23 protein-coding genes and 1 riboswitch are annotated in these 21,470 nt (G+C 63.1%); of the genes, 10 read left to right on the forward strand and 13 right to left on the reverse strand.

The window, feature by feature from the left end; all coding sequences use genetic code 11:
- Positions 1–319: 319 nt before the first annotated feature.
- Together K288_RS0137790 and K288_RS0137795 are read right to left on the reverse strand one after the other, a co-directional pair.
- Positions 320–1,015 carry a phosphatidylserine decarboxylase gene (locus K288_RS0137790; protein WP_027584154.1) on the reverse strand — a complete coding sequence of 232 codons (696 nt, stop codon included), beginning with the start codon at positions 1,013–1,015 and terminating at the stop codon, positions 320–322.
- 90 nt (positions 1,016–1,105) lie between these two features.
- Positions 1,106–3,079: an ABC transporter ATP-binding protein/permease gene (locus tag K288_RS0137795; protein ID WP_051334965.1), complete on the reverse strand. Its 1,974-nt coding sequence runs from the start codon at positions 3,077–3,079 to the stop codon at positions 1,106–1,108.
- A 230-nt stretch (positions 3,080–3,309) separates the two neighbouring features.
- Between K288_RS0137795 and K288_RS0137805 the strand changes: the two genes are divergently transcribed.
- The gene (locus tag K288_RS0137805; RefSeq protein WP_027584156.1) at positions 3,310–3,915 is read left to right on the forward strand and encodes a TIGR00730 family Rossman fold protein; all 606 of its coding nucleotides are present in this window, start codon (positions 3,310–3,312) and stop codon (positions 3,913–3,915) included.
- A gap of 4 nt (positions 3,916–3,919) precedes the next feature.
- Here K288_RS0137805 and K288_RS0137810 read toward each other — a convergent pair whose 3' ends face one another.
- The 4 genes from K288_RS0137810 to cysS form a co-directional block, all read right to left on the reverse strand.
- Entirely contained in the window at positions 3,920–4,297 is a 378-nt protein-coding gene (locus K288_RS0137810) for a VOC family protein (RefSeq protein WP_027584157.1), read from the reverse strand.
- A 137-nt stretch (positions 4,298–4,434) separates the two neighbouring features.
- Positions 4,435–6,033, reverse strand: a complete 1,599-nt coding sequence (cimA, locus tag K288_RS0137815; protein ID WP_027584158.1) for a citramalate synthase — start codon at positions 6,031–6,033, stop codon at positions 4,435–4,437.
- Positions 6,030–6,539, reverse strand: a complete 510-nt coding sequence (locus K288_RS0137820; RefSeq protein WP_027584159.1) for a GNAT family N-acetyltransferase — start codon at positions 6,537–6,539, stop codon at positions 6,030–6,032. Before K288_RS0137820 ends, cimA begins: the two co-directional genes overlap by 4 nt.
- On the reverse strand, positions 6,539–7,951 hold the full coding sequence (gene cysS, locus K288_RS0137825) for a cysteine--tRNA ligase (RefSeq protein WP_027584160.1): 1,413 nt from the start codon (positions 7,949–7,951) through the stop codon (positions 6,539–6,541). Before cysS ends, K288_RS0137820 begins: the two co-directional genes overlap by 1 nt.
- 291 nt (positions 7,952–8,242) lie before the next feature.
- Here cysS and K288_RS0137830 point away from each other — a divergent pair, with 291 nt between their 5' ends.
- Both K288_RS0137830 and K288_RS0137835 read left to right on the forward strand, forming a co-directional pair.
- The gene (locus tag K288_RS0137830; protein WP_027584161.1) at positions 8,243–8,548 is read left to right on the forward strand and encodes a hypothetical protein; all 306 of its coding nucleotides are present in this window, start codon (positions 8,243–8,245) and stop codon (positions 8,546–8,548) included.
- Between the two features lie 172 nt (positions 8,549–8,720).
- Positions 8,721–9,905 (forward strand): DUF2865 domain-containing protein, encoded by a 1,185-nt coding sequence (locus K288_RS0137835; RefSeq protein WP_043161774.1) that lies wholly within the window; start codon positions 8,721–8,723, stop codon positions 9,903–9,905.
- On the opposite strand, the gene K288_RS0137840 is transcribed toward K288_RS0137835, so the two are convergent.
- The 3 genes from K288_RS0137840 to K288_RS0137850 are packed head-to-tail and all read right to left on the reverse strand — an operon-like array spanning position 9,906 to position 13,448.
- Positions 9,906–11,657 carry an NAD+ synthase gene (locus K288_RS0137840; protein ID WP_027584163.1) on the reverse strand — a complete coding sequence of 584 codons (1,752 nt, stop codon included), beginning with the start codon at positions 11,655–11,657 and terminating at the stop codon, positions 9,906–9,908.
- A gap of 45 nt (positions 11,658–11,702) precedes the next feature.
- Positions 11,703–12,056, reverse strand: a complete 354-nt coding sequence (locus tag K288_RS0137845; RefSeq protein WP_027584164.1) for a diacylglycerol kinase — start codon at positions 12,054–12,056, stop codon at positions 11,703–11,705.
- Positions 12,057–12,059: 3 nt separating this feature from the next.
- Complete coding sequence (locus tag K288_RS0137850) at positions 12,060–13,448, reverse strand: 3-deoxy-7-phosphoheptulonate synthase class II (RefSeq protein ID WP_027584165.1); 1,389 nt, start codon at positions 13,446–13,448, stop codon at positions 12,060–12,062.
- A 171-nt stretch (positions 13,449–13,619) separates the two neighbouring features.
- Between K288_RS0137850 and K288_RS0137855 the strand changes: the two genes are divergently transcribed.
- Positions 13,620–14,525, forward strand: a complete 906-nt coding sequence (locus K288_RS0137855; RefSeq protein ID WP_027584166.1) for an alpha/beta fold hydrolase — start codon at positions 13,620–13,622, stop codon at positions 14,523–14,525.
- Between the two features lie 931 nt (positions 14,526–15,456).
- Positions 15,457–16,560, forward strand: a complete 1,104-nt coding sequence (gene cax, locus K288_RS0137865; protein ID WP_027584168.1) for a calcium/proton exchanger — start codon at positions 15,457–15,459, stop codon at positions 16,558–16,560.
- A 38-nt stretch (positions 16,561–16,598) separates the two neighbouring features.
- Here the strand turns inward: cax and K288_RS54360 are convergent, their stop codons facing one another.
- Both K288_RS54360 and K288_RS51315 read right to left on the reverse strand, forming a co-directional pair.
- Positions 16,599–16,775 carry a hypothetical protein gene (locus K288_RS54360; protein WP_201449788.1) on the reverse strand — a complete coding sequence of 59 codons (177 nt, stop codon included), beginning with the start codon at positions 16,773–16,775 and terminating at the stop codon, positions 16,599–16,601.
- A gap of 124 nt (positions 16,776–16,899) precedes the next feature.
- Positions 16,900–17,334: a hypothetical protein gene (locus K288_RS51315; RefSeq protein WP_084800029.1), complete on the reverse strand. Its 435-nt coding sequence runs from the start codon at positions 17,332–17,334 to the stop codon at positions 16,900–16,902.
- 251 nt (positions 17,335–17,585) lie between these two features.
- On the opposite strand from K288_RS51315, the gene K288_RS0137880 reads away from it, so the two are divergent.
- The gene (locus K288_RS0137880) at positions 17,586–17,843 is read left to right on the forward strand and encodes a GlsB/YeaQ/YmgE family stress response membrane protein (RefSeq protein ID WP_027584169.1); all 258 of its coding nucleotides are present in this window, start codon (positions 17,586–17,588) and stop codon (positions 17,841–17,843) included.
- 561 nt (positions 17,844–18,404) lie between these two features.
- Here the strand turns inward: K288_RS0137880 and K288_RS0137890 are convergent.
- Positions 18,405–18,809 carry a four-helix bundle copper-binding protein gene (locus K288_RS0137890; protein WP_027584170.1) on the reverse strand — a complete coding sequence of 135 codons (405 nt, stop codon included), beginning with the start codon at positions 18,807–18,809 and terminating at the stop codon, positions 18,405–18,407.
- 38 nt (positions 18,810–18,847) lie between these two features.
- The gene (locus tag K288_RS52960; RefSeq protein ID WP_152535868.1) at positions 18,848–19,342 is read right to left on the reverse strand and encodes a hypothetical protein; all 495 of its coding nucleotides are present in this window, start codon (positions 19,340–19,342) and stop codon (positions 18,848–18,850) included.
- Between the two features lie 116 nt (positions 19,343–19,458).
- Here K288_RS52960 and pstB point away from each other — a divergent pair, with 116 nt between their 5' ends.
- The 4 genes from pstB to K288_RS0137915 all read left to right on the forward strand — a co-directional run.
- Positions 19,459–20,253 carry a phosphate ABC transporter ATP-binding protein PstB gene (gene pstB / locus K288_RS0137900; protein ID WP_027584172.1) on the forward strand — a complete coding sequence of 265 codons (795 nt, stop codon included), beginning with the start codon at positions 19,459–19,461 and terminating at the stop codon, positions 20,251–20,253.
- An 86-nt stretch (positions 20,254–20,339) separates the two neighbouring features.
- A riboswitch (Fluoride riboswitch) is annotated at positions 20,340–20,403 on the forward strand.
- Between the two features lie 124 nt (positions 20,404–20,527).
- Positions 20,528–20,722 (forward strand): hypothetical protein, encoded by a 195-nt coding sequence (locus tag K288_RS0137905; RefSeq protein WP_043161775.1) that lies wholly within the window; start codon positions 20,528–20,530, stop codon positions 20,720–20,722.
- Between the two features lie 5 nt (positions 20,723–20,727).
- Positions 20,728–21,108 carry a fluoride efflux transporter CrcB gene (gene crcB / locus K288_RS0137910; protein WP_027584174.1) on the forward strand — a complete coding sequence of 127 codons (381 nt, stop codon included), beginning with the start codon at positions 20,728–20,730 and terminating at the stop codon, positions 21,106–21,108.
- Positions 21,109–21,213: 105 nt separating this feature from the next.
- Positions 21,214–21,470, forward strand: a 257-nt coding sequence (locus tag K288_RS0137915; RefSeq protein ID WP_043161483.1) for a transposase, incomplete at its 3' end; no start/stop codon positions are given.

The raw sequence follows: 21,470 nt of genomic DNA on the forward strand, positions 1-21,470 counted from the left end.
AAAAGAGCGGCCGTGGCTGTGGCGCGCAAGCTGGCGGTTATAATGCATACGATGCTTAAGACTGGCGAGCTGTTCAATCCAACGGCCGGAGCCGTCGCATAGAAATCCGAACAGCGTCCAGAAACTGAATGCTTGAGGTGTTCCTTGCCGGGACGTGAGCCGAGCCATTCCGCTGATGGGGTTGCACCGCTGACTCAGCAAAGTGCGTCGTCCACATTGAAGGCTCGTCCCGCGAAGCTCCATCATGCGGCGCCTATTGTCGACCGCGAAGACAACCATGCACCCGGCAGTCCCTCAAGGAGATTATTTCCTTGACGTTTCAGCAGCGATTAGACAACCCCGGCTCCGGGTTGCGGAAATCGGCCAGCACGGTCTCGCCGGCGATCGCGGTCTGGCCCTCGGAAACCAGCGGCCTGGTACCCTCGGGGAGGTAGACATCGAGCCGCGAGCCGAACCGGATCAGGCCGAACCGTTCGCCGGCTCCGATCGACTGGCCTTCGCGCACGAAGGAGACGATGCGCCGCGCCACCAGGCCAGCGATCTGGACCACGCCGATACGGCCATTGGGCGTCGAGATCACGAGCGAGTTGCGCTCATTGTCCTCGCTGGCCTTGTCGAGCTCGGCATTGATGAAGGCGCCCGGCCGGTAGGCGATCCGGTCGATCCGGCCCGCGACCGGGCTGCGGTTCACGTGGCAGTTGAACACGCTCATGAAGATCGAGACCCGCGGCAGCGCCTTGTCGCCCAGTCCGAGTTCGGCCGGCGGCAGGGCCTGGGTGATCATCGAGACACGCCCGTCGGCGGGCGCCACCACAAGCCCGTCCCGCACCGGCGTCACCCGCACGGGGTCGCGGAAGAACAGCGCGCACCAGATCGTCAGCACGGTGCCAATCCAGCCCAGCGGCGTCCAGATCCAGAACAGGATCAGGCTCGCCAGCGCGAAGCCGCCGATGAACGGATAGCCCTCGGGATGAATGGGCGGAATCTGCGCGCGGATGGAATTGGCGATCGACATCGAATCTCACTCGGTTTCCCAGTCCTAAAGCATGATCCGGAAAAGTGGAAACCGGTTTCCGAAAGATCATGCCCGGGACGGAGATGGAGCCTATTCTGCAGCCGTCGGCAAGGGTTTCTCGACTGGATCAGGCTCGGGTTCGTCGACCGGCGGAGGCTCGCGGTTCGGCGCCTCCTTGTCGTCGTCGACCATCGCCAGCTTCTCCCGCGCCTCCTCGGCCTCGCGCTGCCTGTTCCACATGCTGGCATAAAGCCCGCCCTGCGCCAAAAGCCGGGCGTGGGTTCCGCGCTCGGCGATGCGACCCTGGTCGAGGACGATGATCTCGTCGGCGCCGACAATGGTCGAAAGCCGGTGCGCAATCACCAGCGAGGTGCGGTTGCGCGAGACCCGCTCGAGCGCGGCCTGGATCTCGTGCTCGGTGTGGCTGTCGAGCGCGGATGTCGCCTCGTCCAGCACCAGGATTGGCGGCGCCTTCAGCACTGTACGGGCGATCGCCACCCGCTGCTTCTCGCCGCCCGACAGTTTCAGGCCGCGCTCGCCGACCTGGGTCTCGTAACCCTTCGGCGACATCCGGATGAACGTATCGATCTGCGCGAGCTTCGCCGCCTCCTCCACTTCGGCATCATCAGCATCCCATCGGCCATAGCGGATGTTGTAGCGAATGGTGTCGTTGAATAGCACGGTGTCCTGCGGCACCATGCCGATCGAGGCGCGGAGCGAGGCTTGCGTGACGTCGCGGATGTCCTGGCCGTCGATCAGGATCCTGCCGCCGGAGACGTCGTAGAGGCGGAACAACAGGCGCGAGATCGTGGACTTACCGGCGCCGGAGGGGCCGACGATCGCGACCGTGTTGCCGGCGGGCACCTCGAAAGAGAGGCTTTTCAGGATCGGTCGGTCCGGCTCATAGGCGAACCGCACATCCTCGAAGCGCACGCTGCCCGCCGTCACCACCAGCGGCTTGGCATCGGCTGCGTCCTTGATCTCCGCCTTGCGTGCCAGCACGCCAAACATCTTCTCGATGTCGATGATCGCCTGCTTGATCTCGCGATAGACCATGCCCATGAAATTGAGCGGCTGGTAGAGCTGGATCATCATGGCGTTGATCAGCACGAAATCGCCCACCGTGTTGCTGCCATTGCGGATGCCGATCGCGCACAGCAGCATGATCGCAGTCAGCCCGGCGGTGAAGATGATCGCCTGCCCGGTGTTGAGGATCGCCAGCGACGTATAGGTCTTGATGCTGGCGTGCTCGTAGCGCTCCATCGAACGGTCGTAACGCTCGGCCTCGCGCGCCTCGGCGCCGAAATATTTCACGGTCTCGTAGTTGAGCAGCGAGTCGATCGCCTTGGTATTCGCTTCCGTGTCGGAATCGTTCATCTTGCGGCGGATTTCGATCCGCCATTCGGTCGCGATGTAGGTGTAGTACATGAACGCCGCGACGGTGATCACGACGACGCCGACATAGCGCCAATCGAACTGCCAAAGCAGCACGGCCGTCAGCAGTGCAACCTCGACCACCGTCGGGATCAATTGCAGGATCACCATCCGCACGATGGTCTCGATGCCGGTGCGGCCGCGTTCGAGGATGCGCGTCAGTCCGCCGGTCTTGCGTTCCAGGTGAAAGCGCAGCGACAATTCGTGCATGTGCACGAAGGTGAGGTAGGCGAGCCGCCGCACCGCATGCATGGCGACGCGGGCAAAGATGCCGTCGCGCCATTGCGTCAGCACGGCCATCAGGACACGCACGGCGCCGTAGCCCGCCGTCATCAGGAGCGGCGAAGCGATCAGCCACATCGTCCAGTTCGACGATTGCACCGGCGCGCTGGGCGTGCCGTTCAGCGCGTCGATCGCCCATTTGAAGGTGAAGGGCACTGACAGCGTCGCGAGCTTGGCGAGGAGCAGAAGCACCATCGACCACAGCACGCGCATCTTCAGATCAGCGCGGTCGCCCGGCCAGATATAGGGCCACAGATGCGCAAGCGTGCCGATCAGGGTCGCCTTCTCGGCTCTGCTTGCTTCGGCAGATGACATATCGTTCAGGCGCAATTGGGGTTCGGACGACATTAACTGCTCGCCGACGCCAGGACCGCGCGCCGGTTCGCTGTCACGTGATTTGCATGGATCAGCATTGTGCCCGTCATATAGGCGATTTTGCTCGCGCGGAAACCCTCAAGGAATGGATCTTTCACGATTTTCAGCGATTTACGCCACTTTTACGCCACGCCAAGTGAAATGCCGGGCTTGACGTTTTTTTCGTTGCAGTGCCACATGAGCGGATGAACCAAATCAGACCTATGAACCAGATCAAAACCGTCTGCGTCTATTGCGGCTCCGGCCCCGGCACCAGCCCCAGCTTTGTCGAAGCAGCCAACACGCTCGGAAGGATCTTTGCCGAGAGTGATATCCGCCTCGTCTATGGCGGCGGCTCGATCGGACTGATGGGCGCGGTCGCGACCTCCACACTCGACCATGGTGGCAAGGTCACCGGCATCATCCCGGATTTTCTCCGCGCCCGCGAGAACGCGCTCACCCGCGTCCAGGAGATGATCGTCACGCCCGACATGCATGAGCGCAAGCGGCTGATGTTCGAGCGCTCGGATGCCTTCGTAGCGCTGCCCGGCGGCATCGGCACGCTGGAGGAACTGGTCGAGCAGCTCACTTGGCAGCAACTCGGCCGGCACACGAAGCCGGTGCTGCTCGCCAATATCGACGGTTTCTGGGAGCCGCTGCTCGCGCTGCTCGACCATATGCGCTCGACGGCTTTTATCCGCGCGACGCTGCCGCTCGAGGTGCTGACGGCCGACCGCGTCGAGGATATCGTGCCGCGCCTGCGCGCCGCTGCCGCCCGCGCCCCCGAGGCCGGCAAGGAACTCGCGCCGGACGTGGCGCGTCGCTTGTAGGAGTTCACGCGCTCGGAAACGTTACCGCCTCGACGCGATTGCCGTCGGGATCGGTGACGAAGGCCGCGTAATACCAGACACGGTCGTGCGGGCGCAGGCCAGGCGCGCCGTCGGAACGGCCGCCGGCACTCAGGGCCGCGGCATGAAAGGCATCGACCTCGGCGGTTGACTTTGCCCGCAGACAGACGTGGCTGCCGCTGTCAGACGCGACCGGCTTCATGCCAGCGCGCAGGTTGATCCAGAATTGGGGATAGCTCTTGCCGAACCCGATCGTGGCCGGACGCGTCACCAGGCGCGACAGGCCAAGCGGCGCGAGCGCGGCCTCATAGAACCGCGCGGAACGTTCGAGATCGCTGACGCCGACGGAGATATGGTCGATCATGCGTTGCGCTCACCCCAAGTCCACCGTCATTGCGAGGAGCGAAGCAACGAAGCAATCCATACGTCCGCGCGCGCGGAGAGATGGATTGCTTCGCTTCGCTCGCAATGACGGTGCTTGCCGATGGGTCACCGCGAGCCTCATCCCTGGGCGCCTGACTTCACCAGCTTGTAGAACACCGAATCCATCAGTGCCTGGAACGAAGCGTCGATGATGTTCGGTGACACGCCGACGGTGGTCCACTTCTCCCCGGTCTCATCTTCGCTCTCGATCAGCACGCGCGTCACCGCCTCCGTACCGCCATTGAGGATGCGCACGCGATAATCGATCAGCTTCAATCCCTCGATGTATTTCTGGTACTTGCCGAGGTCCTTGCGCAAGGCGACGTCGAGCGCGTTGACGGGGCCGTTGCCTTCGGCAGCGGAGATGAGCCGATCGCCGGCGACGTCGACCTTCACCACCGCGAGCGCGACCGTGACGCGCTGGCCAACCGCGTTGTAGCGCTGCTCGACATTGACGTCGAACTGCTCGACCTTGAAATATTCCGGCACCTTTCCGAGCGTGCGCCGCGCCAGCAGCTCGAACGAGGCATTCGCGGATTCATAGGCGTAGCCCGCTGCCTCACGCTCCTTCAGCTCGGCGACAAGCCGCGTGAGCCTCGGGTCGTTCTTCTCGTAGGGTATGCCGGCCCGATCGAGCTCGGCGATGACGTTGGAGCGTCCGGCCTGATCGGACACAAGCACCTTGCGGTAATTGCCGACGGATTCCGGCGGCACGTGCTCGTAGGTGTGCGGATCCTTGAGCACGGCGGACGCATGGATGCCGGTCTTGGTGACGAAGGCGCTCTCGCCGACATAGGCTGCGTGCCGGTTGGGCGCTCGGTTGAGCATGTCATCGAGCGTGCGCGACACCTTCATCAGCGTCGTCATCTTCTCGGCGGTGACGCCGATCTCGAAACTCTCGGAGAACTCTTTCTTCAACCGCAACGTCGGGATCAACGAGCAGAGATTGGCGTTGCCGCAGCGTTCCCCTAAGCCATTCAGCGTGCCCTGGATCTGGCGCGCGCCGGCCCGCACCGCGGCAAGCGAGTTCGCTACCGCCTGCTCGGTATCGTTATGGGCGTGGATGCCGACATGGCTGCCGGGGATATGCCGCACGACAGCGCCGACGATGGTTTCGATCTCGTGCGGCATGGTGCCGCCATTGGTGTCGCACAACACCACCCAGCGCGCGCCGGCATCATAAGCGGCCTTGGCGCAAGCCAGCGCGAACTCGGCATTCTCCTTGTAGCCGTCGAAGAAATGCTCGCAATCCACCATCACCTCGCGGCCGGCCGCCTTCGCCGCAGCGACGCTGTCGCGGATCGAGGCGATGTTCTCCTCGTTCGTGGTCTCCAGCGCGACACGCACCTGATAGGCGCTCGACTTCGCGACAAAGCAGATCGCGTCCGCCTTCGCCTCCAGGATCGCCGCCAAGCCGGGATCGTTGGACGCCGACCGGCCCGGACGCCGCGTCATGCCGAAGGCGGTGAAGCGCGCATGGTCGAACTTCGGCTTTGCCGAGAAGAATTCCGTGTCGGTCGGGTTGGCGCCGGGATAGCCGCCCTCGACATAGTCGATGCCGAGTTCGTCCAGCATCTGCGCGATCACCTGCTTGTCCTGCAGCGTGAAATCGACGCCATTGGTCTGCGCGCCGTCGCGCAAGGTGGTGTCGAACAGATAGAGGCGTTCGCGGGTCACGGCGCGCCTCCCGCGGCGCCACTCGCCAACGCCTTCTCCATCGTGGTGTTGGCGAGCCACTCACCCTGGATGGTCACGCTGTTGCGCTGCTTGGCGACGTAGCCGCGCTTGCGGAAGAAATCGAGCGCGCTGTCGCTGGCGTCGACCGAAAGTGTCCTGGTGCCGCGCGCGCCGGCGAGCTTTTCCAGCGCATCGCACAGCATCGCGCCGACGCCCTGCCCGGCCACGCTCGGATGCACATAGAGCATGTCGATCTGGTTGTTGTTCTTCAGCGACGCGAAGCCGACCGGCGAATTCTGGACGGTTGCGATCAGCGTCAGCTCCCCTGCCAGCTTCTTGCCGAAGGCCACCTCGTCATCGGCCACGGCTGCCCAGGCTTCCTGCTGCGTTTCACCGTAGTCGTCTCCGGTCAGTTCCTGGATCGCGGCCACGAAGATCGCCGCCAGCATCGGCGTATCCGCCGGCAGGAACGGTCGCAGTCCGGGTTGTGGGAGTGCCTGTGCCATCATGCCAACTCCCAGGTTGTCACCGGCTTGCCGTCGGCATCCTTGCCGTCCTTCAGCACGACGCCCTTGGCCGCGAGTTCGTCACGGATGCGATCGGACTCCTTGAAGTCCTTCCGCCCGCGCGCGGCTGCCCGATCCGAGATCAAGCCTTCAACCCATTTCGGGTCGATACCACTCGCCTGCTGCTTGCGGCCCTTCCATTCCGCTGCGCTCTGGCCGAGGAAGCCCAGGAACCGGAGCGACGCCGCGAAGGTTCCCCGCGCCTGTTCATCGCTCACTGCAGCATTCCGTAACCCGTGCAGCGCAGCGATGGCCTGCGCCGTGTTGAGATCGTCGGACAACGCCTCGACAATGGCCTCCGCCGGCCGATCGCCCACAGCATCGGCCGCGACGGCGTACCAGTCGTCGAGCGTCCGGGCGCTTTCTTCCAGTCCCCTCAGCGTCCAGTCGATCGGCGAGCGATAATGCGTCCTGAGCATGTTGAGGCGCAGCACTTCGCCCGGCCAATCCGCCAGCAATTCCCTGATCGTGACGAAGTTGCCGAGGCTCTTCGACATCTTCTCGCCTTCGACCTGAAGGAAGCCGTTGTGCATCCAGGTGTTCGCCATCCGCGCTTCGTGGAAGGCGCAGCAGCTTTGCGCGAGCTCGTTCTCATGATGCGGGAACACGAGGTCGATGCCGCCGCCATGGATGTCGAATTGCTCGCCGAGATGTTTCCAGGCCATCGCCGAGCATTCGATATGCCAGCCCGGACGTCCCGGCGCGGCGATGCCTGATGGCGACGGCCATGACGGCTCGCCGGGTTTGGCCGGCTTCCACAGCACGAAATCGGTGTTGTCGCGCTTATAGGGGGCGACGTCGACGCGGGCGCCGGCGATCATCTCGTCCAGCGAGCGGTTGGCGAGTGCGCCATAGCGCGGCAGCCCGCTATTGGCCGCATTCATCGCCTGCGGCGAAAACAGCACGTGGTCTTCGGCGACGTAGGCAAAACCATCCGCGACCAGCTTTTCGATCAGCACACGCATCTCCGCGATGTGCTCGGTCGCGCGTGGCTCGACCGTGGGACGCAGCGCGCCGAGCGCGTCGACGTCCTCGTGGAACTGCCGCTCCGTCTGCTCGGTGACCTTGCGGATCGCCTCGTTCAGCGGCAGGCCGGGATAATCCCGCGCGGCGCGATCGTTGATCTTGTCGTCGACGTCGGTGACGTTCCGGACATATTTGACGTGGTTCTCGCCATAGACATGCCGCAGCAGACGGAACAGCACGTCGAAGACGATCACCGGGCGCGCGTTGCCGATATGGGCGAAGTCGTAGACCGTCGGTCCGCAGACATACATGCGCACATGGTTGGGATCGAGCGGCACGAAGGGCCGCTTTCCCCGGGTCAACGTATCGTACAGACGCAATTGCATGGAATACCCGTCCGGTTGTGGCCGGGGCGTCACGTGATCTCGATGTGAGAAAAGACGGCCTCAGCCAGCGAATCGCTAGCTAATAATCTCGCGGCAAATGTTGCAGATGGCGAGGTGACCGTTCATGGTTCCACCATGGCGCTATCAGGGGGACGGCGTCAAGGTCTGTTTGCGCCGGTTTTGAGGGCGAATTTGGCCGCTGCGATGATTCCAAAAGCTGCATGGTTAATCATTATTAACGTCTTGGGCGTAATCGGATAGGCACTGGTTCCCTTCCCGCCTCGGTGCCCCATGCGATTTCGATCCGCATTTCTTGCCTGCACATTCATTTTAGCCACTTCCGCAGCACTGGCCGACAGCCGCGTCTTCATCATTGCCAACCACGACGACGGCTACGGTGTCGACGAATGCCTCGCGCGAGGCGACAAATGCGGGGCACACGCCGCCCGCTCCTATTGCCAATCACGCGATTTTGCCCAGGCCACCGCCTATCGCCGCGTCGACCCCGACGAAATTACCGGCGCCGTTCCGAAGGCCACCGCAAACTGCAGCGGCGGCGCCTGCGGCGAATACATCGCCATCACCTGCCAGCGCTGATCCGGGCCTGCGCGCCCGCCACGGGACAGCCAAGGGTCGGTATTCTCACGGGGTTTTGCCACATCCGGGCCCCGGAAACGACGTGACGCTGCCCCGAGAAACGGCTATTGCAAGCGGCCTTGGCCGCGCCTGTCGGGCTCGCCCGCCGCGCGGCGTCATACTGTGACTGGACATGCCCAATCGCCTGAACGCTTGCTTCTCCCCCTGGATTTTGACGTGCGCTGCCCTCCTGCTCGGCACTGCCCTGCCGGCCAGTGATGCCTTGGCGCAGACACCTGACGGTGCTTACGCGCAGATGCCTCAGGAAGCCCCGCCGCAACAGGGCGGCTCGTCCAACCCGATGTGCATCCGGCTCGAGGGCCAGCTTGCGAGCATCGACCGCGGTGGCGGCAGCGGCGATTCGATCAGGGACGAGCAGATCCGCCGCTACCAGGACGCCGCCTCGAGACAGCAGGCCGAGCTCGACCGCGTGACCGCGCAGGCACGGCGCATGGGCTGCGACTCTTCCGGCTTCTTCTCGCTGTTCAACAACAACTCGGCGCAATGCGGTCCGATCAACACCCAGATCCAGCAGATGCGCGCAAATCTCGATCAGATGACGACGAGCCTGGAGCGTATGCGCAGCGGCGGGCTCGGCGGCGCCGACCGCGAGAACCAGCGCCGCTCGGTGCTGATAGCGCTGGCGCAGAACAATTGCGGCCCGCAATATGCCAATGCCGCGCGAGGTCCCGGCAATTTCCTCGACAATCTGTTCGGCAATCATAGCGACGGCAACGTGACCATTGCGCCGCCGACCGGCGACCTCGCCCCGCAATCCGGCACCTACCGCACCGTCTGCGTGCGCAGCTGCGACGGCGCCTATTTCCCGGTCTCGTTCGCGACGGTGCAGGGGCGCTTTGCCGATGACGAGAAGACCTGCAAGGCGCAGTGTCCGGCGGCGGAAGCGACCCTGTTCGCCTATCGTAATCCCGGCGAGGACATCAACCAGGCGGTCTCGATCAGCGGCCAGCCCTATACGTCGCTGCCGAACGCGTTCAAGTTCCGCACCGAATTCAACCCGTCCTGTTCCTGCAAGCCGGCAGGCCAGACCTGGGCGGAGGCGTTGAAATCGGTGGACGACAAGGCGGCCGTCGAGCAGCAGGGCGACATCATCGTCACCGAGGAGAGCGCGCGGAAGATGCAGCAGCGCGCTCAGCAGCAGGCGACGAAACAGGCGCCGGCCGGGAAGAAGAGCCCGGCGTCGGCGAATGCCAGCGTGGCTCCCGAAGCACCGGCGGCGCCGGTCGACCAGACCCCGCCGGGAGATCGGCCGATCCGCACCGTCGGCCCGACTTTCCTCCCGAAGAAACAACAATAGTCAGCCTTCGAACGCCTCCACCGAGGCGCGCGTGCCGCGGGTGACCAGCCTCTCGTCCGGTTGCGGCAACATCTCGCCGCGGTCGCGGAAGCGGTTGGTGATGGGATAGCGGCGGTCACGGCCGAAATTCTTACGCGTGACCTTGACGCCGGGCGCGGCCTGCCGGCGCTTGTATTCGGCGATGGAAAGCAGGCGGTCGATGCGCGCCACCAGTTCGCGATCAAAGCCGGCGGCGACGATCGACGCCAACGGCTCCTCGTGCTCCACCAGCCGTTCCAGCACCGCATCGAGCACATCGTAAGGCGGCAGCGAGTCCTGGTCGGTCTGGTCCTCGCGCAGTTCGGCCGTCGGCGGCCGCGTGATGATCGAGGGCGGGATCACCTCGCCCGACGGGCCGAGCGCGCCTTCCGGTTTCCAGATATTGCGCAGGGCAGACAGCCGGAACACCTCGGTCTTGTAGATGTCCTTGATCGGGTTGAAGCCACCGTTCATATCGCCATAAAGCGTGGCATAGCCGACCGACATCTCCGACTTGTTGCCCGTGGTCACCACCATCGCGCCGGTCTTGTTGGAGAGCGCCATCAACAAGGTGCCGCGGGCGCGCGCCTGCAAATTCTCCTCGGTGATGTCGCGCGGCAGGCCCTTGAACGGCTCGGCCAGGATCTTCTCAAACCCGTTCACGGCGTCTGCGATCGGCAGCACCTCGTAGCGGATACCGAGCATCCTGGTCAGGCTCGCCGCATCATCCAGCGACACCTGCGCGGTGTAGCGGAACGGCAGCATCACGCCGTGGACCTTGTCGGCGCCGAGCGCATCCACCGCTATCGCCGCGCACAACGCGGAATCGATGCCGCCGGAGACGCCGAGCAGCACGCCCGGAAAGCCGTTCTTGCGGACATAGTCGCGCAAGCCGAGCACACAGGCCGCATAGTCTGCCTTGTCGCCCTCGAACAGCGGCGCGGTCGGCCCGTTACAGCGCCAGCCCGCCTCGCCCCTGGTCCAGCGCAGCGTCGTGATGCTCTCTTCGAAGGCCGGAAGCTGCGCCGCCACCGAGAGATCGGCGTTGAGCGCGAACGAGGCGCCGTCGAACACCAGTTCGTCCTGCCCGCCCACTTCATTCAGATAGATCAGCGGCAGGCCGCTCTCGGTGACGCGGGCGACCGCGATCGAAAGCCGGAGATCGTTCTTGTCGCGCGCATAAGGCGAGCCGTTCGGCACGACCAGGATCTCCGCGCCGGTCTCGGCGAGACATTCGACGACGTTCTCGTAATCCTCGGACTCCTCAAGCCAGATGTCCTCGCAGATGGGCACGCCGACCCGGACGCCCTTCACCGTGACCGGGCCCGGCGCCGGTCCGCGCGCGAACAGCCGTTTCTCGTCGAACACGCCGTAGTTCGGCAAATTGGCCTTGAAGCGCAGCGCAGCGATACGGCCGCCGTCGAGCAGCGCGCAGGCGTTATAGAGCTTGCCGTCCTCGACCCAGGGAGTCCCGATCAGGACTGCCGGACCGCCATCCGCCGTCTCGCGCGCCAGTTCCTCGACCGCCGCACGGCAGGCGGCCTGGAACGCCGGCTTCAGGATCAGGTCCTCCGGCGGGTAGCCGGCGATGAACAGCTCCGACAGCACCACCAGATCGGCGCCGGCGGCCTTCGCCGTCTCGCGCCCGGCACGCGCCTTCACGGCATTGCCGGCGACGTCGCCAACGGTCGGATTCAACTGCGCCAGTGTAACAATGAATTCAGGTTCGCTCATGAGATCGATGGTGCCTTGCACCTGTGTAAACTGCAATCGCCTGCGTTAGATCATGCCCATGCGCTCGGCGAGGGCGAAGAGCCAGAACAGCCCGGCCATCACCAGCGCCACGCCGACCGCGGCGGAGCCCATGTCCTTGACCCGCCCGATCTGCGGATCGTGATCCATGGTCAGGCGGTCGGCGAGCTTCTCGATCGCGGTGTTGAGCAGCTCGATCACCAGCACCAGCACTACCGATGCAACGAGCTCGACGCGGCGCATCACCGTGGCGCCGATCAGCCACGCCGCCGGCACCGACAACAGCAGCGCCACCACCTCCTCGCGAACCGCCTGCTCGGAGCGGATCGCAAAGCCGAGGCCGTTCCACGAGTTGATGGTGGCCCGCCAGAACCGCTGCAAGTGTTAGAGCCCCGCGGCTGCCGGCATCGGTTTGACCTTGCCGGCCCGCTCCTGTTTCAACAGCTCGGCGATCAGGAACGCCATGTCGATCGACTGTTCGGCATTGAGGCGGGGATCGCAGACCGTATGGTAGCGGTCGTTGAGATCCTCGTCCGTGATCGCGCGCGCGCCGCCGATGCATTCGGTGACGTCCTGCCCGGTCATCTCCAGGTGAACGCCGCCGGCATGGCTGCCTTCGGCCTGGTGGATGGCGAAGAACGACTTCACTTCCGACAGCACCCGGTCGAACGGGCGGGTCTTGTAGCCGGAGGTCGAGGTGATGGTGTTGCCGTGCATGGGATCGCAGGACCACACCACCGTGCGCCCTTCCCGCTTCACCGCCCGGATCAGCGCCGGCAGATGCTCGCCGACCTTGTCGGCGCCGAAGCGGGCGATCAGCGTCAGCCGCCCGGGCTCGTTGTCCGGGCTCAGCACGTCGATCAGCTTCAACAGTTCATCGGCCTGCAGCGACGGGCCGCATTTCAGGCCGATCGGGTTCTTGATGCCGCGGAAATATTCGACATGGCCGTTATCGAGCTGGCGGGTGCGGTCGCCGATCCAGATCATGTGGCCGGAGGTCGCGTACCAGTCGCCGGTCGTCGAATCGACCCGGGTCAGCGCCTGCTCATAGCCGAGCAGCAGGGCCTCATGGCTGGTATAGAAATCGGTCGAGCGCAGTTCCGGATGGCTCTCGAGATCGAGGCCGCAGGCACGCATGAAGTTCAGCGCTTCCGAGATGCGGTCGGCGAGTTCCTTGTAGCGCCGTGACTGCGGCGAGTCCTTCAGGAAGCCGAGCATCCACTGATGCACGCTGCCGAGATTGGCGAAGCCGCCGGTGGCAAACGCCCGCAGCAGATTGAGGGTCGCCGCCGACTGCCGGTAGGCCATCAGCTGCCGCGCCGGATCAGGCGTGCGCGCCTCCTTGGTGAAGGCGATATCGTTGATGATGTCGCCGCGATAGCTCGGCAGTTCGACGCCAGCGACCTTTTCGGTCGGCGAGGAGCGCGGTTTTGCAAATTGTCCGGCGATGCGGCCGACCTTCACCACCGGCAACGCGCCGGCATAGGTCAGGACGACGGCCATCTGCAGCAGCACGCGGAAGAAGTCGCGGATGTTGTTGGCGCCGTGTTCGGCAAAACTTTCCGCGCAGTCGCCGCCCTGCAGCAGGAAGGCCTCGCCTGCAGCGACACGCGCCAGCGCCTTCTTCAGGTTGCGCGCTTCGCCCGCGAACACCAGCGGCGGAAAGGTCGCAAGCTGCGCCTCGACGTCAGCCAGTATCTTGGCATCCGGATAGTCCGGCATCTGCAAAACCGTCTTGGCGCGCCAACTGTCGGGTGTCCAGCGCTCGGACATGGGCGTTAACTCCTGAGCAAAAACCGCTACTTATCCGGGAAAGCGAAGCTATATATACAGGCTGTTGAAAGACCGCCAGCCGGATTTCCACCTGCCCGCTCAAGCCCTTGCGACAACAGCCGAATTCGCATTTGTTAGAGCAACACGTCAACGCTCAAGGAAAATCCGTAAGTGGCTGAGGCTGCGCCGGACGACGTCTTCACCGACGACATCATTGTACCCGCCGTCGACGGCTTTCCGATTGCAGCGACACTGTTCCTGCCCCGCGGCGCCAAGCGGCAAGCCGTCCTGATCAATTCGGCGACCGCTGTGCCGCGCAAGGTCTACAGGGGCTTTGCCGCCTATCTCGCCAAGCGCGGCTCTGTCGTCCTCACCTATGATTATCGCGGCACCGGCGATTCCAGGCCGAAGGCCGCGAGCGGACAAAACCAGTCGAAATCGCTGGTCGGCTTCAAGGCCTCGATGTCGGACTGGGCCGCGCTCGACGTGACCGCCGCCGTGAGGTGGGTCCGCGAGCGCTACCAGGCGCTGCCGCTCACCTATGTCGGCCATTCCTTCGGCGGCCAGGCGCTCGGGCTGATCCCGAACAACGCCGAGGTGTCGCGCGCGCTGCTGGTCGCTTCGCAGGCGGCGACCTGGCGATTGATGGCCTCGCCCGAACGCTATCGCGTCTACGCCGCCATGAATTTCGTCCTTCTGCCGCTGACCCGCCTGCTTGGCTACACGCCGGGCTGGGCCGGGCTCGGCACGGATTTGCCGAAGGGCGTGTTCGAACAATGGACGAATTGGGTGAACAGCCCGCGCTATCTGTTCGATGATGCCGCGCTTACCGCGGTGTCGAATTTCGCGAAGTTCAAGGGCGCCCTGCGCGCGCTCTGCATCAGCGACGATCCATGGGCGACGCGGCCCGCGGTCGAACTGCTGTGTTCCGGCTTCACAGCCGCCAGGCCGGAGATCGTTTCGATCTCCCCCGCGGATGCCGGCGTTAAGAAGATCGGCCATTTCGGTTTCTTCCGCCCCGAGCACCGCGACACGCTCTGGCGCGGTGCCGCGGAATGGCTCGAGGCGAGCGAGTGAGGTCGGGCCGTAGGATGGGTAGAGCGCAGCGAAACCCATCGCGATGGAGCACGCGGGACAATGATAGGTTTCGCTGCGCTCTACCCATCCTACTGGTTCAAATGTCAAACAGCTCTTCGCTGTCATCGTCCGCGAAAGCGGACGATCCTCTATTCCAGAGACAGCCGTGCTTGAGCCGAGAGGCCGCCGGATACTGGATGCCCGCCTTCGCGGTCATGACGGTGGAATGCGGGGATATGAGTTCGCGTTCTCGCGACGCTTTGCGCCCGAGCTTTGCCTCGCTTTCCACCCTCCTCGATAGCAGAGGGCGCAGGGAAAGCCGGGTCCGGTTGCACCCATGGGTCCTGTGCAACAAAGAGCACGGGGTACGATCCAATGACATAGATCAAGCCAAGGGCGGGCAGAACGAATATACTTCCAATCTTGGGGCAACCAAGCAAGGAGGCAGTCATGATTTCTCGACGGAAGCTTCTTTCTTCTTTGGGCTTGGCCACCGCAATAGCAGCGTTCCCGACCGTGCTGATGGTCCCTGATGCGGAGGCGCAGACGGCTGGCATGGAAAGGCGGCAAGATCGACGCGAGGGGCGGCGCGAACGCCGCGAGGGGCGCCGTGAAGCGCGCGAAGTGCGGCGTGAGGGTCGCCGTGAGGCGCGCCAAATACGGCGCGGAGTTACGCCGGCGCCAGGCGTTACGACGGGGACAGCTAAGTAGCTTGGCTACAGCGTCTAGGGTTCGATAGGTCATCATTCCCGCTCATCGTCCCGGTGCAGCGCGTGCTGTTGCTTGCGTGTATGAAGGGAAGAAACGATCGAGATGTGGCGCGCCGCATCCTTTTACTCAGCAGGCCCTTAGCGCTTGAGCTAAATCAATAAAACGAGTGGGCTTTCACGTTCAGAAAAGTGTCGTCGATCAGCTTGCGGCGGGCAAAACAATGAACCTTCTGCTCAAGGAAATCCGGCACACTCCCCTGCTCTGGATGCTGGTTTTTGTGCCTATCGTGCTGGTAGCCGAAAGAACAGCGCCCTCCGCTCACACGGTCCTGTTCGTCCTCGCCGTCCTGGCTATCGTACCGCTTGCGGCTCTGCTTAGTCGCGCAACCGAAAGCGTCGCCGAAAAGACGGGTGATGCGATAGGCGGCCTGCTCAATGCGACCTTGGGAAATCTAACCGAGCTGATCATTGCGATCGCCGCGCTGCGCGCTGGAGAGTACATGCTGGTGAAGGCGTCGATCGCAGGCGCCATCGTCACCAATTCGCTGTTTATGCTGGGAGCCTCATTTCTGCTCGGTGGGCTCAGGTATCACGTCCAGGAATACAATCGCGCCGGAGGAAGGCTGTACTCGGCGTTGCTGTTGATGGCCACGATCGCTCTCCTTGCACCGGCCGCGGTCGCCGACCTCGATCCGGCAAGGGGCGACGTGATGGCACAGAAGCTCAGTGCAGCTCTTGCCGTATTGCTCATACTTGCCTACGGCCTGGGCCTGTTGTTCTCGCTCAAGACGCACAAGGATCTGTTCGCCAGCGAGGATCACGGCGAAACAGGCGGAGCTGGTTGGCCGATTGGACTGGCGATCGGCACGCTCATTGTTGTCACGGTGCTGGTCGCCCTGGTGAGCGAGATATTCGTCAGTTCGGTACAGAAGGCGGGAGAGACCTTGGGGATAAGCCCCGCCTTCGTCGGCTTCATCATCGTCGCGCTTGTCGGTGCTGCGGCGGAAATGGCAGTCGCTTTCTCCGCAGCCCGCAAGAACCGCCTCGATATGAGCGTCAGCATCGCGCTCGGAAGCGCCTCTCAAATTGCCCTGTTTGTTGCGCCGGTACTGGTGCTTCTCAGCTATGTTGTCGGTCCGAAGCCAATGGACCTGCAGTTCTGGCCGGGTGCCGTGACCATGGTCATGATCGCCACGGTTACGTCCTGCTTCATCACCAACAGCGGACGGTCAGCATGGTTTATTGGTGCCTTGCTGGTCTTCATCTACGCGATCTTCGCCATGACGCTGTATATGGTGCCGCCGGGATCGCACCAGCCGATCTGACTGACACGGGCCCCGTTCAGCGCCCGCTGGTTCGACGCTCAATCCCGCTTACGCCGGTTCTGATCGAGGCGAAGCCTCTGCGCTCTCATGCGCTTTATCTCCTCGTCGAGCGCGTCCATTTTTTCGCCGAGCCGCTCGTCCTTCGATTTCGGCTGCTCGCTGCCGCGCAGCTTTTCAAGCGCTTTCTCGACCGAGAGCTTGGGAGTGTCACCCATGTTACACCAACCTCATAGTGACTGGTCGTCGGGTTTCTGTTTCACGATTTGAAGGTGGAAGCGGTGACAAATCTGAGAGCGGGCGGCAGCCGCCTTGGCGCACTGCCGTCCGCAATCGATCTCGTCAGTACCGATATCCATAAGGATACTGACCCGGGCAGACCCAATTGCCGTAGGTGTCGTAGGAGCAGTTGTTGTAACCGCCGTAGTAGCCGTAGGCGCCCGCCGCGGCCGCTCCTACTGCTGCCGCACCCAGACTATAGGCCGCTCCTCGCCAAGCCCCGCGATATGCCGCATTGCGGTAAACCCCTCGAGCAACCGGGCGCCCCGCTATTGGCCGATACCCATATCCGCGCCCGGCGACCCTGTATCCGCCGACGCGCCCGGCGTGAACGGCGCCGCCCCGGAAGCCGGCGGCGCGCATGCCGCCACCATGAAATCCACCGCCGCCGGCACGGAACCCGCCACCTCCACCACGGCGGGCAAGCGCATCATCTGGAACCAAACTGGCAGCAACGAGAATGGCTGCCGCGAAGCCGATGAGACCGTAACGAACCATGGGCATCCTCCTGGTATTGTGAGGTGCCGTCGATCCGATGGCTCCAGCAGCGATGCCCGCGCCAACGGCGACCAGCACTGTCCACAGTTTTTGACGCCAGCCTGTATTTCGTTTGACCTAGATCAAACCTTTTCGCGGTTTCACCGCACCATCCGCCGAGCTTGATCCAGATCAAGACGCCCTGAGGCTTTGGCGAAATCGTTCATCACCCTTTTATCGCGTTGGCCCTCTCAAAATCCGGAGTAAAGGTTATGCTTACTTCCCTGATTGCGTGGCTATTGATCGGCGCGATCGCTGGCTGGCTCGCGAGCCTCATCGTCAAAGGTCGTGGCCTCGGATTGGTCAACAATATCCTGGTCGGCATTGTCGGCGCAGTGATTGCCGGTTGGCTACTCCCACTGATCGGGTTCGTTTTCATTGGCGGCATCCTGGCGGCGATCGTAAACGCGGTCATCGGTGCCGTGCTTCTCCTGGTCATAATCGGGCTTGTTCAGCAGAAGACGGCCTAGAGGCCAGGCGAATTACACGAGCCATTCTTCGTAAGCTAAGTCGTTCGCAAGCATCGAGCCCGGAATCCATTTCACCGCCGCGCCAGTGGCCCCAATGGATTCGCTGATGCGCAAGAGCACATCATAGCTCGTCTTTCGGACGCCCCGGAATGACGGCGGGAGTTGGTTCAAGCGAACGGCGGAGTGCTGCTTGCAGCTAGAGCATTTTCGGTTCTGATGGAATCAGAACCGAAGCTCTAGATTCTTGTTTCGACGCGTTTTCTTCACGCGAACCGGTTTCCACTTCGCTCGAAAACGCTCTAATGGCGACAAGAGCGTCGCTTCGATTGGCCACGGGCCTTCTTTGCGAGCAGGCGCTTCAGCTTGGCTCGCAGGCGAAGGATCTCTTCGTACCTCGCGCGCAGATCGTTTCTGATCCAGGGCGGTGATGGCGGCTCGTTGCGGCGGTTGCGGCTGGGCATGCCGCAACCTAGTGCCAAGTTTTCCCTTCCGCAGCAGAATACCAGAATTAAGCTTGATGCTACGGATTCAGGTTAATTCTGGAACCGCCGGTTACAGCTCTCAATGCGCCATGCTGCGTCCGGCCTCTTCGCAGGCCTGCATGCAACGGCGGCAAGCGTCGGCGCAGATGCGGCAATGCTCGTGCTCGCCCGCATGCTTCTGGCATTCGTCGGCGCAGAGCCGGCAGGCCGCGGTGCAAGTGTGCAGCATGCGGCGGATCATCTCGCCATCCCAGCCGGTCTGACGGGTGGCCATCCTGCCGGTGATATTGCAGACGTCTGCGCAGTCGAGGTTGAGGCGGATGCATTGCGTCAGCGACTTGACCATGTCCTCCGCGAGGCAGGCATCGGCGCAAGAGGTGCAGATCTGGGCGCAGGAATAGCACTGCTCGATGCAGCGGACGAGCAGGCCATCGCCCTGGCCATGAGCCCGTGGGTGCCGACTGATCATTTCCTGGACTTGCATGGAACTCTCCGCAGGTTTTGAGGGGTTTCCTCGTTCGCCTAATCGCCGAACTTCGGAAAGGTTCTGTTGAACGATTGAAACAGAGCTCGGCGCTCGCGCGCCGGCGAAACCGACTTGCATGGCGGCATATAGCGCTCCCGGCCTCGCTGCCGCGCGCTTGCGCCGCGCGCCGCAAGACCAGAGTTGTATTGTACGGGTTCGGAAACGTGCGGTCGAATCAATATCGTACCTTCCTGTCGGATTCTCCGCAGCTTGCGGGGCTGGCGCGGAGCATCCATGGAAGTTGCGATGCTCGGGGATGAGCTGATGCCTTCGGCGCCCTCCGCGAACATCAGGTCAAGAGCGCAGCGCCAGAGCATTTTCGGTTCTGATGGAATCAGAACCGAAGCTCTGGATTCTTGCTGTTGCGCTTTTGTGACGATCGCGGTCGGCGCAGCGAGTGCCTGCGTTGCGACTATCGCGCGACGTTCGTCTGAAAAAGCCCCAGGTTGATGCGCATCAAGGAGCACGAGCGATATTCGGCGCACCATCATGCCGAAGCCGGGAAGATGCGAACAATGTAGGGAGTCCCGTGATGTCGCCCGTAGCCGCAACGAATTTCGTGCCCCTTGGCAAAACCGGACAACAGCCGGACACCACAAGGCAAGCCATGTCGGCCATCGTCAATGGGAAAAGCGTGAGCCATCCGACGGCGGAAAAAATCAGCATCAGGAATTTGAACTTCTATTATGACGACGGCAACCAGGCGCTGCGCAATGTGACGGTGCCGATCTACGACAAATGCGTCACGGCGTTCATGGGCCCTTCGGGCTGCGGCAAATCCACTTTGCTCCGCGTGCTCAACCGCATGCATGATCTCTATCCGGGCCAGCGCGCGGAGGGAAAGATCCTCTTCAATGGCGAGGACATCCTCGGACATATCGACGTGTATCAACTGCGCGCGCGGATCGGTATGGTGTTCCAGAAGCCGACGCCGTTCCCGATGACGGTCTATGACAACATCGCGTTCGGCATCCGGCTGCAGCGCGAGGTCACCAAAGGCGAGATGGACGAACTCGTGGAGGCGGCGCTGCGCAAGGCGGCGCTGTGGGACGAGGTCAAGGACGACCTCTTGCGCTACGGCTTCGACCTCTCGGGCGGCCAGCAGCAGCGGCTGAGTATTGCGCGTGCGATCGCGGCAAAGCCGGAAGTGCTGCTGCTGGACGAGCCCTGCTCGTCGATCGATCCGATCTCCTCGGCGAAGATCGAGCACACGATCGACGAGCTCAAGAAGGATCATGCGATCGTCATCGTCACGCATAATCTGCAGCAGGCGGCGCGGGTGTCCGACTTCGCCGGCTTCATGTATCTCGGCGAGTTGATCGAGTTCGGAACCGTCCAGGATATCTTTGTCAGCCCAAAGAAGCAGCAGACGGAACGATTCCTGACCGGCCGGTTTGGATGAGATGCTGTCGACCATCGGCGGATGAGGATCGCGCCTCATTGCAGGCGAAGGTTCCTTGACCGCCGTCCATCATGTGTTAGCTTAGTATCACAGATGGGGATGGAGTCCCCCGATACCCGCCCGTCGTGGGCTAATGACTCCTGCTGAGTGAGGCGGCAAGCCTCGCTGCGGCGGGAGCATCGATCAAACCCGCTGACAGCGGGTTTTTTGCTGCCTCGAAAAGGAAAGAGGCGGCGATGCAGCCAAAGCAACGCGCATATCGCGGAGGCAGCCGATGACGCGGCTGCGCGCCTTGCTGCGCCTGATCAAGGGCGACCGCTTCGCGCGCGCCCTTCTCTGCGCCGTGTCAGCAACCTCCATCCTTGCCTTCGTCTTCGGCGCGGCGGCCGAACTCGTCATCGCCTTGCTGATCCTCGGCGTCGCGACGGCGCTTGCCGAAATCTCCATGTACCCACCCGATAGAAAGTAGGTGATATGCTCAGTTACGTTCTTGTTTTCGTCGGCGCCGGAATTGGCGGCGCCTTACGTCACGGCGTCAATCTCTCCACCGCCCGCACCTTCGGCACCGGCTTTCCCTATGGCACGCTGACGGTCAACGTCGTCGGCTCGCTGGTGATGGGTTTGCTTGCAGGCTATTTCGCTTTCCGCGGCGAAGCCGCCCAGACCTGGCGCCTGTTCCTGACCACGGGCATCCTCGGCGGCTTCACCACCTTCTCCTCGTTCTCGCTCGATACGGCCCTGCTCTATGAACGCGGCGAGCTGGGCCTGACGCTGCTCTATGTAGCCGTATCGTTCGCCTGCTCGGTCGGCGCGCTGTTCGTGGGGCTGTGGGCGGTGCGCAGTCTTGTGCAGTGAGGTTTATCGGCAGGATGGAGGCGTAGGGCGCATTAGGTGGTGTGGACTCTAAGGATTCCCTTTTAGGAGCAAATCAGATTCAAGGCTGCTTTTGGGGAGGCGGCCTTGGGTGTGATGGATCGTTTGGTTTTGAGCGACGCGGCGTGGGAGCGGATGGCGCCGCTGATCATAGGTCGTCCCGACCAGAAGGGCTCGACCGGGCGCGACAATCGGATGTTTGTTGAAGGCGTATTGTGGATCGTGCGTACGGGTTCTCCGTGGCGCGACCTTCCGGAAGTGTTCGGGGATTGGAACAGCGTATTTCGGCGCTTCAGTCGATGGAGCATCAAGGGCGTTTGGTGGCGGATCTTCGAGGCGATGTC

It is taken from the genome of Bradyrhizobium sp. Ai1a-2 (assembly GCF_000426245.1).
Classification (GTDB): domain Bacteria; phylum Pseudomonadota; class Alphaproteobacteria; order Rhizobiales; family Xanthobacteraceae; genus Bradyrhizobium.

Bases quoted from the DNA above. Each gene is read 5' to 3' on its own strand.
- cax (WP_027584168.1), top strand. From the start codon at position 15,457: ATGAACCTTCTGCTCAAGGAAATCCGGCACACTCCCCTGCTCTGGATG.
- K288_RS52960 (WP_152535868.1), bottom strand. From the start codon at position 19,342: ATGATGGTGCGCCGAATATCGCTCGTGCTCCTTGATGCGCATCAACCT.
- K288_RS0137880 (WP_027584169.1), top strand. From the start codon at position 17,586: ATGCTTACTTCCCTGATTGCGTGGCTATTGATCGGCGCGATCGCTGGC.
- crcB (WP_027584174.1), top strand. From the start codon at position 20,728: ATGCTCAGTTACGTTCTTGTTTTCGTCGGCGCCGGAATTGGCGGCGCC.
- cysS (WP_027584160.1), bottom strand. From the start codon at position 7,951: ATGCAATTGCGTCTGTACGATACGTTGACCCGGGGAAAGCGGCCCTTC.
- K288_RS0137890 (WP_027584170.1), bottom strand. From the start codon at position 18,809: ATGCAAGTCCAGGAAATGATCAGTCGGCACCCACGGGCTCATGGCCAG.
- K288_RS0137835 (WP_043161774.1), top strand. From the start codon at position 8,721: ATGCCCAATCGCCTGAACGCTTGCTTCTCCCCCTGGATTTTGACGTGC.
- K288_RS0137820 (WP_027584159.1), bottom strand. From the start codon at position 6,539: ATGGCACAGGCACTCCCACAACCCGGACTGCGACCGTTCCTGCCGGCG.
- K288_RS54360 (WP_201449788.1), bottom strand. From the start codon at position 16,775: ATGGGTGACACTCCCAAGCTCTCGGTCGAGAAAGCGCTTGAAAAGCTG.
- pstB (WP_027584172.1), top strand. From the start codon at position 19,459: ATGTCGGCCATCGTCAATGGGAAAAGCGTGAGCCATCCGACGGCGGAA.
- K288_RS0137830 (WP_027584161.1), top strand. From the start codon at position 8,243: ATGCGATTTCGATCCGCATTTCTTGCCTGCACATTCATTTTAGCCACT.
- K288_RS0137795 (WP_051334965.1), bottom strand. From the start codon at position 3,079: ATGTCGTCCGAACCCCAATTGCGCCTGAACGATATGTCATCTGCCGAA.
- K288_RS0137905 (WP_043161775.1), top strand. From the start codon at position 20,528: ATGACGCGGCTGCGCGCCTTGCTGCGCCTGATCAAGGGCGACCGCTTC.
- K288_RS0137850 (WP_027584165.1), bottom strand. From the start codon at position 13,448: ATGTCCGAGCGCTGGACACCCGACAGTTGGCGCGCCAAGACGGTTTTG.
- K288_RS51315 (WP_084800029.1), bottom strand. From the start codon at position 17,334: ATGGTTCGTTACGGTCTCATCGGCTTCGCGGCAGCCATTCTCGTTGCT.
- K288_RS0137840 (WP_027584163.1), bottom strand. From the start codon at position 11,657: ATGAGCGAACCTGAATTCATTGTTACACTGGCGCAGTTGAATCCGACC.
- K288_RS0137790 (WP_027584154.1), bottom strand. From the start codon at position 1,015: ATGTCGATCGCCAATTCCATCCGCGCGCAGATTCCGCCCATTCATCCC.
- K288_RS0137805 (WP_027584156.1), top strand. From the start codon at position 3,310: ATGAACCAGATCAAAACCGTCTGCGTCTATTGCGGCTCCGGCCCCGGC.
- K288_RS0137810 (WP_027584157.1), bottom strand. From the start codon at position 4,297: ATGATCGACCATATCTCCGTCGGCGTCAGCGATCTCGAACGTTCCGCG.